This is a genomic window from Shewanella mesophila, from assembly GCF_019457515.1.
GTDB lineage: Bacteria > Pseudomonadota > Gammaproteobacteria > Enterobacterales > Shewanellaceae > Shewanella > Shewanella mesophila.
Genome location: NZ_CP080421.1, coordinates 2621714 through 2634848, shown reverse-complemented (window position 1 = coordinate 2634848; position 13135 = coordinate 2621714). Strand labels below are relative to the sequence as shown.

The following is a 13135-nucleotide window of genomic DNA, read 5'->3' as shown; positions in this document are numbered from 1 at the left end:
GATTTTAAAATGGATCTTAATAAGCTGTTTAAAGCTATGTTAGTCGCACTTCCAATAATGGCTATCAGTGCATGTAGCTCAACATCTGAATCAGAAACCGATGCAACTAGCTCAATGGGTGGTAGTGAAAGCAGCGAAATGACATCTGGTAGTGGTGTAGAAACGGGGGGCGTAGCACCAATCTTGACCCCTGAAGAGCAACAGCGCATTAAGTATCAAGAGTTGCGTAAAGAGCATATTATCTATTTCGACTTTGATCGTAGTTCAGTGTCTTCTGAGTTTTCTGAAGTGCTCAATGCTCACGGTGACTATTTGGTTGAACATCCAAATGTTCGAGTGATGATTGAAGGACACGCTGATGAACGCGGTACCCCTGAATACAACATCGCACTAGGCGAGCGTCGTGCTAAAGCGGTGGCTAAGTACTTACAAAGTATGGGTGTATTACCTAGCCAGATGAGTATTGTTAGCTATGGCGAAGAGAAACCGCTAGATTTTTCTCGCACCGATGACGGCTTTGCCAAGAACCGTCGTGCAGTTTTAGTTTATTAAAAACAGTTTGATAGGGCTAAATATGAACAAAGCCGTTCTCACCGCGGCAATTCTGATGAGTGTTGGTGTGGCGACAGCCGCACCTGCACCCGTAGAAGATATTGCTGGTGGTTCTTCCGATGATAGAATCGCTCGACTAGAGCGAATGCTCAAAGCTAAGCAAGCGTCCGAGTTTGAAACTCAGCAACGATTAGATACGCTGCAACAAGAGGTGTTAGATCTTCGCGGTTTAACTGAGCAGCAAAATTATCAGATTAATCAGATGTTGCAACGTCAGCGTCAGCTATACGAAGATATTGCCAACTTAAGTAGTGCTAAAAGCTCAAACGCCGTTTCAGCAACTGTCGCATCAGAGCCAAGTGTCTCTTCTTCTCTTGGAGAAACGGCAAGTTATGAAGGTGCTGTGAATTTAGTGCTGAAAGAGCGCAAATATGACGAAGCTATCCCTGCATTTAGAAACTTTATTCAATCCTATCCGGAGTCAACCTATGCCGCTAATGCTAATTACTGGTTAGGTCAGCTACTTTACAATAAAGGTGAGTTTGCCGAAGCGACTCAAGCGTTTAATACTGTAGTTAACAAGTTTAAGGATTCGAATAAGCGTGCAGATAGCTTAGTTAAACTGGGAATGATCGCCCAGAAAAGTTCTGATCTTGTAGGTGCTAAGCGTTTTTATCAGCAAGTTCTGAAAGAATATGAGAATAGTGCTGCCGCGCGGATAGCAAAACAACAGCTGGCAGGTCTGTGATCTCTATGTAACTAAAAAACATACTCTTAGTCTGTTTTTCATGCAAACGATAAAAAATGGGAAATTTGCACTTGCATGAGAAGATGAAAAAGGTATTATAGGCGCCCTCAAAGCGGCGTAGTCGCTAGGGCGCTAAATCAGCAAGGTTTAGATGTTAGATGGGTCGTTAGCTCAGTCGCTATTGTATAGAGAAAGGGCAGTTGGCTTTTAACCATTGCTGAAGGTTAATTCACATCGTTATCAGTTAGATGGGTCGTTAGCTCAGTCGGTAGAGCAGTTGGCTTTTAACCAATTGGTCGAAGGTTCGAATCCTTCACGACCCACCACTTTTCTGCAAGTGGTTAAAGAAGTAGGTACCAGATGGGTCGTTAGCTCAGTCGCTATTGTATAGAGAAAGGGCAGTTGGCTTTTAACCATTGATGAAGGTTAATTCACATCGTTATCAGTTAGATGGGTCGTTAGCTCAGTCGGTAGAGCAGTTGGCTTTTAACCAATTGGTCGAAGGTTCGAATCCTTCACGACCCACCACTTTTCTGCAAGTGGTTAAAGAAGTAGGTACCAGATGGGTCGTTAGCTCAGTCGCTATTGTATAGAGAAAGGGCAGTTGGCTTTTAACCATTGATGAAGGTTAATTCACATCGTTATCAGTTAGATGGGTCGTTAGCTCAGTCGGTAGAGCAGTTGGCTTTTAACCAATTGGTCGAAGGTTCGAATCCTTCACGACCCACCACTTTTCTGCAAGTGGTTAAAGAAGTAGGTACCAGATGGGTCGTTAGCTCAGTCGCTATTGTATAGAGAAAGGGCAGTTGGCTTTTAACCATTGATGAAGGTTAATTCACATCGTTATCAGTTAGATGGGTCGTTAGCTCAGTCGGTAGAGCAGTTGGCTTTTAACCAATTGGTCGAAGGTTCGAATCCTTCACGACCCACCACTTTTCTGCAAGTGGTTAAAGAAGTAGGTACCAGATGGGTCGTTAGCTCAGTCGCTATTGTATAGAGAAAGGGCAGTTGGCTTTTAACCATTGATGAAGGTTAATTCACATCGTTATCAGTTAGATGGGTCGTTAGCTCAGTCGGTAGAGCAGTTGGCTTTTAACCAATTGGTCGAAGGTTCGAATCCTTCACGACCCACCACTTTTCTGCAAGTGGTTAAAGAAGTAGGTACCAGATGGGTCGTTAGCTCAGTCGCTATTGTATAGAGAAAGGGCAGTTGGCTTTTAACCATTGATGAAGGTTAATTCACATCGTTATCAGTTAGATGGGTCGTTAGCTCAGTCGGTAGAGCAGTTGGCTTTTAACCAATTGGTCGAAGGTTCGAATCCTTCACGACCCACCACTTTTCTGCAAGTGGTTAAAGAAGTAGGTACCAGATGGGTCGTTAGCTCAGTCGCTATTGTATAGAGAAAGGGCAGTTGGCTTTTAACCATTGATGAAGGTTAATTCACATCGTTATCAGTTAGATGGGTCGTTAGCTCAGTCGGTAGAGCAGTTGGCTTTTAACCAATTGGTCGAAGGTTCGAATCCTTCACGACCCACCACTTCTTTGTCTATTCCCCTTTTTGATTAAATATCCCTGTTTGATTAAATATCCCTGTTTGATCCCTAGTGTTAGGTCAGTTGATGCAGTTAATGCAAAGAGGCAGTTGGCTTTACTCCACATTGGTCGAAGGTTCGAATCTTTCACGACCCACCACTTCTTTGTTTACTCCCCATTTCGATTAATATCCCTGTTTGAACGCTATTGTTAGGTCAGTCGATGCAGTTAATGCAAAGAGGCTGTTGGCTTTACTTTTTAATCCACATTGGTCGAAGGTTCGAATCCTTCACAACCCACAACTTCTTTGTTTAGTCCCCTTTCGATTGATATGCCTGTTTGATCCCTATTGTTAGCTTAGTCGATGATCTTAGATGCGTAGAGCTCGGTGTCGTGGGCAATTAAAATTCATCGCAACCTCATGTCCAGAGAGTTTGGTTAGACCAATTCACTATGCGCAACCCCTTAATTAGACATCACTATTCGACCTTTGTCTGATAGACGTATTGCTAATGTTGTAACTTTGTTAACTCAGTCATATTCATGCTGATAATAATGATAAGGGAGAGAAAAATGACAAAATTAAAACTATCTTTAACCGCTGTAGCAACCATGCTTGCGATGAGTTCAACCATTGCTGTAGCGGAAACCGAATTTAAGTTTGGTGGATATGTCAAAGCTGACGTGATGTTTAGTGACTACAGTAACGGCGCACCAGACTCAGGAAATCTATCTCGTCAGTTTTATGTGCCAGGGACTATTTACGGTACTGCTGGCAATGGTGAGCAGGTTGTCGATTTTCAAGCACGTGAATCGCGTTTTAATTTTAAGAGTACCACCGATCTTGATGGACATAAGCTAAGTGGCTTCATTGAACTTGATTTTATGACTCATCCCGATGGTAATGAGCGAGTATCAAACAGTTATTCGCCACGTATTCGTCACGCTTTTGTTAGTTTCGATAATTGGACCGTGGGTCAAACATGGTCGACGTTTCAAAATCCTGGCGCACTACCTGAGAACTTAGATTTTGTCGGTGCGGCAGAGGGCACGCCGTTCGTTCGTCAGACGCAGGTGCGCTATACCAATGGGGGCTTCCAATTTGCCATTGAAAATCCTGAGACAACGGTAACACCAAACGGCGGAGGAGCTCGTATCGTTAGCGGTAGCGGTATGGTGCCCGATTTCGTTGCTCGCTATAACTTTAAGACCGAAGGTGGCGCTAAGTTTACGGTCGCTGGTTTAGCAAGGCAGCTCAACATTGAAAAAGGGAATATTGACTCACAGACCATGGGTTACGGTGTGAGCTTCACAGGCGTGATCCCTGTAGGTGATGATGATATCAAGCTATCTGCGACAGCTGGTGACGGTATGGGACGTTATATGGCGCTTAACTATGCTAATGCTGGTGTGCTAGATGCCGATGGCGATATTCAGACGATCAGCTCTTATGGTGGTTTTGCATCTTATCGACATTGGTGGAATGATAAATGGCGTTCAAGCTTTACACTCTCAGGTTTTAAAGCTGACAACGATGTCGCTCTGACCGGAGGCGCCGTAAATGAAGAGTCATATTCTGGCTATGTAAATTTACTTTACTCCCCGGTGAAACCTATCACTGTTGGCGTCGAATATATGTATGCAGAAAACAAGAAACAGAATGGTGATAAAGGTGAGTTAAATCGTGTGATGTTCTCACTTAAGTACGTTTTGTAAAAATGTTAGTAAAGAAAAAAGGAGGCTTAGCCTCCTTTTTTATTATTTATCTACAGCACATTTACTGCTTATAGCAAGTTATTGTCGCGTACATATTGTTCAAATTCAGTACAGCCACCAACATGAACTTGATCAACGAAGATTTGTGGCACTGTTTCTACTGGCTTACCAACTGTCTTTTCAAGATCGGCTTTACTGATCCCTTCTGCATGGATATCCACATACTTGAATTTGAAGTCATCACGAGCTTCTACTAGTTGCTCTGATAACTGGACAGCTCTAACGCAGTAAGGACAGCCAGGACGGCCAAAAATTACAACAAACATATACGCTCCTGAAAAAATGATTCGACACTTTATACCATAGCGATGAACCGATTGCATATTCTCAATTAGACAAACTTATTCTCGGTGTGAAATCGACCCTGATAGTCGAAAAATCGCTCTAACAATTCCCACCCTTTTTTACCTTTCTTAAGCAGTAATAGATCTGGGTGTCTGAAGGCATCTTTTGCGGCGATAACCTGTTCGACACTATTTAATTTGGGGTGTTTACAGCCTGGTGTTCGAGTGTGTTGATGAACAAATATCGCGTAGAAGGCCTTTATTTGTGCCGGAGTCTGAAAATTGAAATAACAACTAAAGTCGTTTCCCTCAATATCGATATAGCGGACTCGTAGCTTATCCTGATGGTGCTCTAACAGCATCTCTTGGCAACGAAATAGGTGATGATGTTTTTGCTGTAGTACCTCTTTAAGGCGTTTATCTGGATCAACTAACACCTGATCGCAGTGCTGACATATCTTTGCTGCAATATCGTTTTCTTCACCACAATAAGGGCAGGATTTAGAGCGAAAGCGAAAATCACATTGTTGCTTACCATCTTTGGTTTCGAGCACAGCTTGGCATCGGCGTCCAAAGTGCTCGATTAAATCTCCATCATCATCGACCAGTCCCCAAAAAATATTGGCGAAGTGACAGACCGGGCAGTGGACTTGAACCGGAACACTCTTGCTATCGGGTTTTGCGTGGCCAACTTCAGGGAAAAACAGGTCAAAACCGTTGGCGGCATAATCAATCACCAGACAATCTGTCTTTCCCTCGCAGATCCGCAGGCCACGACCTACCATCTGCTGAAATAGGCTAACCGATGCAGTGGGTCTTAAGATGGCGATAAGGTCTACATGGGGGGCGTCGAAGCCAGTGGTTAGCACTGCAACATTGACCAAGTATTTAAGCTGCCGCCGCTTAAAGGTATCAATGATCTCATCACGTTCATCTGACGGCGTTGAGGCTGTGATAAGTCCCGCTTGCTCATCACTGAGAAGGGCCATGATCTCTTGTGCATGTCTTACCGTTGCGGCAAAAATAATGGTGCCCTGTTTGTGCTTCGATAGTGCAATGATCTGCTCAACGATAGCTTGAGTCGCTCGACCTGCAATATTGAGCAAGGCATTGACCTCTTGCTCTCGGTACTCACCAGTCGTCGAGGCTTGAAGAGTACTGAAATCATATTGTGCGGACAGGCCATCAAACAGTTTTGGTGAGGTTAAGAATCCCTGTTTTATTAGCGGCCTCATTGGCAACTCAAAAATGCACTGCTCAAATGCTGGATGTTGGCTGTTTCCCATTTTACCGTGATAGTGGTAACGATAAATCCAACCTGAATCGAGTCGATAGGGGGTTGCTGTTAGGCCTAATAATTTAAGTTTGGGGTTTTGCTTTTGCAGATGGTTAAGCAATTTCTGATATTGGCTCTCTTTATCTGCACTAACACGGTGACACTCATCAATAATCACTAAAGAGTAGGGCTCTTTAAATTGCGATGGACTCTTAACCGCTGATTGAATACTGGCAACAACCGTTTTATTCGCCGTCGATTTTTGTTTTAGCCCAGCAGAGTAGATACTGGCCGCATCAGTTAGTAGACCGACTTTTTCAGCGTTTTGCGCCACTAACTCTTTAACATGGGTCAGCACTAAGATGCGGCCACGGGCGATACGGGCTAATTCCGCGATAACAATACTTTTACCTGCGCCGGTAGGAAGTACTAACACCGCAGAGTCTTGGCTTGCTTTAAAATGACGCACCGCGGCGTCAACGGCTTGTTGTTGGTAATCTCGTAGTTGCAAGGGTAATCGTGTTGCTGAAGGTATCGAAGGAACAGGATACCAGTGCACCCTAGTCGGCGGCCAGTTTTGTCATTAAAAAGGCAAAAAAACAGCTAAAAAAAGCCCCTCAAAGAGGGGCTAGAAGAGAGAACTATTAAACTTAACTCCGCAGTTATTCGCTGCGGTTAAGGCGACTTTCGATAAGAGTATCGATAACCGCTGGATCGGCTAGGGTTGAAGAGTCACCTAAGTTGGTCACTTCGTTGGCAGCGATCTTACGTAAGAAGCGGCGCATAATCTTACCCGAACGCGTCTTTGGCAAGCCTCCAGCCCATTGGATAAGATCAGGTGTTGCAAGCGCACCAATCTCCTTACGGACCCATTGACGCAGCTCTTGGCGAAGCTCTTCACTTTCAGCCGTGCCTTTGGTGAGTGTCACATAGGCGTAGATGCCTTGGCCCTTAATGTCGTGGGGATAACCCACAACCGCGGCCTCTGCGACTTGCTCATGGGCGACGAGGGCGCTTTCAACTTCTGCTGTACCTAAGCGATGGCCAGAGACGTTAATCACGTCATCAACACGCCCAGTGATCCAGTAGTAACCATCTTCATCACGTCGCGCGCCATCGCCAGTAAAGTACATTCCTCGGAATGTCTTGAAGTAAGTCAATGCGAAGCGATCATGGTCGCCATAAACCGTGCGCATCTGTCCAGGCCAAGAGTCGAGAATAACTAAGTTGCCCTCTGTCGCACCGTCAACAATGTTACCCATGTTATCGACTAGCGCAGGTTGTACACCGAAGAAGGGGCGAGTGGCAGAGCCAGGCTTAGTATCGGTAGCCCCTGGCAGAGGGCTGATCAAGATACCGCCCGTTTCAGTTTGCCACCAGGTGTCCACGATTGGGCACTGCTCGTGGCCAATGACTTCGTGATACCAGCGCCACGCCTCTGGATTAATCGGCTCACCGACCGATCCCATTATCCGCAGCGAACTACCGTCGAATTTGTCAAACTGCTCTTTACCTTCAGCCATTAAGGCGCGGATGAGTGTCGGTGCGGTATAGAGAATATTGACCTTATGACGGTCCACCATTTCACCAAGGCGAGCTGGCGTTGGGTAGTTAGGTACACCTTCGTGAATAAGCACCGTCGCGCCGTTTGCTAGCGGGCCGTATACCATATAGGAGTGCCCAGTGATCCAACCGACATCGGCGGTACACCAGTAGACTTCGCCATCTTTATAGTCAAACACATACTCATGGGTCATAGAGGCATAAACCATGTACCCGCCAGTGGTGTGTAAAACACCTTTAGGGTTACCCGTAGATCCAGAGGTATAGAGTAGAAATAGTGGGTCTTCCGCGCCCATCTCTTCAGGCACGCAGTGCTCAGAAGCGGTATCCATGAGCGATTGCCATTTAATATCTCGGCCTTCTACCCAGTTGATTTTGTTGCCTGTGCGCTCATAAACAATCACTTTTTCGACACAAGTAACATCAGGATGAGACAGGGCTTCATCGATATTGGCTTTAAGCGGAATAATACGGCCGCCACGAATGCCTTCATCGGCAGTGATAACCACTTTTGATTTACCATCGATAACTCGCGATGCGATAGAGTCTGGTGAGAAACCACCAAATACAACAGAATGAACCGCGCCAATACGGGCACAAGCAAGCATGACGATAGCGGCTTCGGGCACCATAGGCATATATACGGTGACGACATCACCACGACGGACCCCTTGGCTACGAAGGGCATTGGCAAACTTACACACTTCTTTATGTAATTCACCGTAAGTTAGTGTGCGCTGCTCTGCTGCGTCATCGCCTTCCCAGATGATTGCGACCTTATCGGCACTTTTTTCCAAGTGTCTATCTAAACAGTTGGCCGATGCGTTAAGCGTACCGTCATAAAACCAGTTAATAGAGAGGTTATGATCATCAAAAGAAGTTTTCTTTACCTTAGTGAAAGGCTTTATCCAATCGATACGCTGACCATGCTCTCTCCAGAAACCTTCAGGATTAACAACTGACTCCTGATACATTTTTTTGTATTGTTCTTCGTTAATGTGGGCTTTGTTAGCGATTTCGCTTGGAACTTTATAGAGAGACTGCGTGCTCATCTGATTTCCTTTAATATCTGATTGTGCGTAGTTGAAGTATGGAATGCTTCGGTCACCTAGCTCTATTAGACATTGGTCTAGTAAAAAAATATCCTTTATTTTTAGAATGTTGTGATTATATTTGAGCGAGATTTAGGCTACTATTTAGCCCATAAGAATTAAAATGTTGGGAAATTGATGAATCTGACCATTGTTGTGGGCGTCATAGCCATTTTATATGTCTCGCTGCTCTTCCTGTTGGCTTGGGGAGCGGAGCGTTGGTTTGGCCGTATTACCAAGAAGATGCAAAGCTGGATCTATGGTTTGAGCCTAGCTGTTTATTGTTCATCTTGGAGCTTTCTTGGCACAGTTGGTCAGTCGGCCCAAGATCTGTGGTCGTTTTTACCTATTTTCATTGGCCCTATCTTAATTTTTACCTTAGGTTTTGGCTTGTTGCGTAAGATGGTCATCGTCTCCAAAGCGCAGAACATTACCTCAGTGGCCGATTTTATCGCTGCCCGTTATGGTAAATCACAGACAATAGCCGCCATTGTTACCCTTATCGCCCTATTTGGCATCATGCCTTATATCGCATTGCAGCTAAAGGCGATGGTCTTTAGTTTAAACCTGTTTCAGCCCGATGACTCGCCTTATGATGGCGCGCGGGTATCTCTGATCGTTACCGCCTTATTGGCGATGTTTGCCATCTTATTTGGTACCCGAAAGCTCGATGCCACCGAACATAATCCTGGGATGATGTTAGCTATTGCCTTTGAGTCTCTAGTTAAACTGGCGGCATTTTTGCTGGTTGGCATAGTGGTCAGCTTTGGTTTTTTCGATGGCTTTGGCGATATTTGGCAACAGGCGAAAGCCGGTGATTTGATTAGTAATCCCAATTTACGTCTCGAGAATTTAATGCCTCAGCTACTCGTGGGCATGGCGGCATTTTTATGTATGCCACGCCAATTTCACGTGATGATGGTGGAATGCGTCGATGAAAAAACACTGCTCAAGGCGAGATGGCTGTTTCCACTCTACCTCATATTGTTTGGTCTATTTGTCGCGCCGCTGGCGCTGGCTGGCAAGGTTGTATTAGGTGATAGCGTTGCCGCCGATACCTATGTGATCAATCTGCCATTAGCACTAGAGCAACCCGTAGTCGCCGTTATTGCACTGCTTGGCACCTTATCTGCTGCGACAGGTATGGTGATTGTGGCGGTGGTGACGATTAGTGTCATGGTGAGTAATGAGTGGTTAGTGCCACTGCTGTTGCGCTCAGGGAAAATTCGCCAGAAAAATTTCAGTCAGTTCTCCCAGTTTTTACTCAATGCCCGTCGTATAGCGATCATCGTGATTTTGGGTATGGGCTATTTTAGCTATTTAACCTTTATGGACAGCGATTCGCTATCGGCGCTCGGTATGCTCTCCTTTGGTGCATTTGCGCAACTGGCACCTGCCTTGGTCGGTGGCATGTACTGGAAACATGGTAATCGCGGCGGCGTATATTTAGGCTTAATCGTGGGCTTTGGCTTATGGTGCTATATCTTGGCGCAAGGGATGAGCGATTCTCATGGGGTGTTTGGTGGTGAACTGACCCTACTCGATTCGATTAATCCCAATGTACGTGATGTGTTGACGGCGCTAATGGCTAACCTAGGTTGTTATGTGCTTGGCTCTATCTGGTTTAGGGCGGGCGTAGCTGAGCGTATTCAGGCCAGTGCATTTGTGACGCCCGGTCAGCTAAAAAAGACCTCTAGTCGGAAAGCCTCCCCCATATCTCAGCAAGATCTACTGATTTTAGCGAGTCGTTTTGTCAGTCCCACTCGCGCATATGAGAGCTTTTCTCGCTTCTCGGAAGAAGCGGTCAGGAGCGATAGTTGGCATAAGGTCGCATCGCCTGAACTCATTGCTCATACCGAACATATGCTCGCAGGGGTGTTAGGTGGTTCAAGCGCGTCCTTGGTTATGGATTCTGTGTTACAGGGGCGAGATTTAGCCCTCGATGAGGTGTTTAACTTAGTCGATGAGGCTTCATCTAAAATTATCCTCAGCCAGGATATGCTGCGCGGCGCCATTGAGCACGCCTACGAAGGGATGAGCGTCGTCGATAAAGATCTTAATCTGGTGGCATGGAACTATAAATACGCAGAGCTGTATGATTATCCAGAAGACTTTCTCCAGCAAGGTATGCCGATTGCTGATGTGGTGCGCTTCAACGCCGAGCGAGGCTACTGCGGTGAAGGTGATATTGAAGATCAAGTGGCTAAGCGCGTTCAACATATGCGAAATGGCTCTCCCCATGTCTCTGAGCGAGAAAGAAAAGATGGCAAGGTGATCAAGATCCAGGGTAATCCCATGCCAAGTGGCGGTTTTGTGATGACCTTTACCGATATTACTCAGTATCGAGAACAAGCTCGTGAGCTACAAGAAGTGAATGAAACCTTAGAGGCCAGAGTAAAAGAGCGTACCTATGAACTGGCGTTGCTTAATAGCCAATTACTCGAAGCTAAGGCGCAAGAGGAGAATGCCAATGCCTCAAAGAGCCGCTTCTTAGCGGCAGTGGGTCATGATTTAATGCAACCTCTGAACGCCGCGCGCCTATTTACCGCCTCTCTGGCACAATATCCTAACCTCGACCAAGAGGGGCGAACGACCCTGTCTCATGTCAACAGTTCGCTCAAAATTGCGGGGGAACTGTTGACGGATCTACTCGATATTTCGAAGCTCGATTCTGGTATGGTTGATGTTAATCGCCGAGACTTTTCGGTATCAGAGTTATTAGACGGGCTTGCCGTTGAGTTCGATGCCATGGCAAAAGATTATGCGATCAAGTTCTCAATGGTGCCGAGCAGCGTCACCATTAGCTCAGATCTCAGCTTATTACGCCGGGTGCTGCAAAACTTTCTCACCAATGCCTATCGTTATGCCAAAGGAAGCCGGGTGTTATTGGGTTGTCGTCACCGCCCCGGCGTGCTGGAGATCCAGGTTATTGATACAGGCTGTGGTATTGACGATCGCGAGGTTTCTGAGATCTTTAAAGAGTTTAAGCGTCTTGATAATCCTCAAAGTAAAAGTGTCAGTGGACTAGGGCTCGGTCTAGCGATCGCCGATCGAATCGCGCGGGTGTTAGAGCATGATATCAAAGTGGTGTCTAAGTTGGGGCAGGGGTCGATGTTCTCGATTTCTGTGCCGTTAGGCGATAAAACCAATGTCGCCGCGCCAAAGAAATCAAACTTGATCATGCAGCCTCTAGCAGGAGTGAAGGTCCTGTGTATCGATAACGAGGAAGCTATTCTGGCAGGGCTTGAGAGTCTATTGAGCCGTTGGCAATGTGAGGTCATTTGTGCCGGTGACTTAGCCGATGCGCGCATAAAACTGGGGCTTAAAGGCGTTGCTCCCGATATTGTGTTAGCGGACTATCACTTAGATAATGATCAAAATGGGGTCGATGCGATGGACGCCATCCGTGCGCTTTATGGTGAGCATCTTCCTGGCATCTTGATCACGGCTAACACTCGTAAGGAGATTGTCGATGATGTGCAGCAACGTGGTTATCACTACATGGCGAAGATGGTAAAACCTGCCGCGCTGCGAGCATTAATCTCAAGCTTAGTTAAATAACCGAACTAGTATCATTCTTGTATATAGGAGAGCATCGTTTGAATCGAGTGATGTGTGAGGGGAAGCCTGTTACCCCAAGTAAAATCGTCTGTGTTGGTCGCAATTATGTCGAACATATTCAGGAACTCAATAATGACGTTCCCGAGCAGATGGTGCTGTTTGTTAAACCTAATTCGGCTATTTCCTCGGTACTCAAGAGTTATCATCAAGAACCATTGCACTACGAGGCCGAACTCTGTTTCATGGTGGCAGATGGCGGTTTTGCAGCCGTGGGCGTGGGGCTAGATCTCACTAAAAGGCAATTGCAAAGTGAGCTAAAAGCAAAAGGTCTGCCGTGGGAGCGCGCCAAGGCGTTTGATGGTTCTGCGCTGTTTAGCGAGTTTGTCAGTATTGCATCAAATAGAGATAAACTTTCCTTCACTCTGCATGTGGATGGAACGCTGCGCCAACAGGGCGATATTGGGTTGATGATCCATAAACCCGATGCGATCTATCGCGAGATCAGCGATTTTATGACACTCAATGATGGCGATATTGTGATGACCGGTACCCCAAAAGGGGTTGGAGTGATTAATGCTAAAGAGGTGTTCACGCTGCAGATGCAACAAGGAGACTGTATGCGTATTGAGTCTCGTTGGCAGGCTCAGTAATTTTAACGCTCAGTCTGAGCCTGAATTTGAGTCTGAGCCTCTGTCACATTGCCAAGTTTCGATTTCTGCGTTAGCCAGATGATTTTATAGACACTTATCT

At 45.9% G+C, this 13135-nt stretch carries 8 protein-coding genes and 7 tRNA genes; 12 read left to right on the top strand and 3 right to left on the bottom strand.

The annotated features are described in order from the left end of the window. The first annotated feature begins 9 nt into the window (after positions 1-9). The 10 genes from pal (at position 10) to K0I73_RS11520 (ending at position 4550) form a co-directional block, all read left to right on the top strand. On the top strand, positions 10-552 hold the full coding sequence (pal, locus tag K0I73_RS11565) for a peptidoglycan-associated lipoprotein Pal (protein ID WP_220061274.1): 543 nt from the start codon (positions 10-12) through the stop codon (positions 550-552). 22 nt (positions 553-574) lie between these two features. After that, complete coding sequence (gene ybgF / locus K0I73_RS11560; RefSeq protein WP_220061273.1) at positions 575-1300, top strand: tol-pal system protein YbgF; 726 nt, start codon at positions 575-577, stop codon at positions 1298-1300. Positions 1301-1550: 250 nt separating this feature from the next. Beyond that, positions 1551-1626 (top strand) — tRNA-Lys (locus K0I73_RS11555). 126 nt (positions 1627-1752) lie between these two features. Then, a tRNA-Lys gene (locus K0I73_RS11550) sits at positions 1753-1828 on the top strand. A gap of 126 nt (positions 1829-1954) precedes the next feature. Beyond that, a tRNA-Lys gene (locus K0I73_RS11545) sits at positions 1955-2030 on the top strand. Between the two features lie 126 nt (positions 2031-2156). Continuing rightward, positions 2157-2232, top strand: a tRNA-Lys gene (locus K0I73_RS11540). 126 nt (positions 2233-2358) lie between these two features. Next, positions 2359-2434, top strand: a tRNA-Lys gene (locus K0I73_RS11535). A 126-nt stretch (positions 2435-2560) separates the two neighbouring features. Further along, positions 2561-2636 (top strand) — tRNA-Lys (locus tag K0I73_RS11530). 126 nt (positions 2637-2762) lie between these two features. Continuing rightward, positions 2763-2838: transfer RNA gene (locus tag K0I73_RS11525), tRNA-Lys, on the top strand. Positions 2839-3407: 569 nt separating this feature from the next. Then, on the top strand, positions 3408-4550 hold the full coding sequence (locus tag K0I73_RS11520) for a DcaP family trimeric outer membrane transporter (RefSeq protein WP_220061272.1): 1143 nt from the start codon (positions 3408-3410) through the stop codon (positions 4548-4550). Positions 4551-4618: 68 nt separating this feature from the next. Here K0I73_RS11520 and K0I73_RS11515 read toward each other — a convergent pair whose 3' ends face one another. The 3 genes from K0I73_RS11515 to acs form a co-directional block, all read right to left on the bottom strand. Next, complete coding sequence (locus K0I73_RS11515) at positions 4619-4876, bottom strand: GrxA family glutaredoxin (protein WP_028764773.1); 258 nt, start codon at positions 4874-4876, stop codon at positions 4619-4621. Between the two features lie 65 nt (positions 4877-4941). Continuing rightward, a complete protein-coding gene (radD, locus tag K0I73_RS11510; protein WP_220061271.1) occupies positions 4942-6681 on the bottom strand; it encodes a DNA repair helicase RadD in 1740 nt (579 codons plus the stop codon). Between the two features lie 151 nt (positions 6682-6832). Then, complete coding sequence (acs, locus tag K0I73_RS11505; RefSeq protein WP_220061270.1) at positions 6833-8785, bottom strand: acetate--CoA ligase; 1953 nt, start codon at positions 8783-8785, stop codon at positions 6833-6835. A gap of 177 nt (positions 8786-8962) precedes the next feature. Here acs and K0I73_RS11500 point away from each other — a divergent pair, with 177 nt between their 5' ends. Then, positions 8963-12385 (top strand): hybrid sensor histidine kinase/response regulator, encoded by a 3423-nt coding sequence (locus tag K0I73_RS11500; protein WP_220061269.1) that lies wholly within the window; start codon positions 8963-8965, stop codon positions 12383-12385. Between the two features lie 38 nt (positions 12386-12423). Then, entirely contained in the window at positions 12424-13035 is a 612-nt protein-coding gene (locus tag K0I73_RS11495) for a fumarylacetoacetate hydrolase family protein (RefSeq protein ID WP_434086680.1), read from the top strand. Positions 13036-13135: the final 100 nt, after the last annotated feature.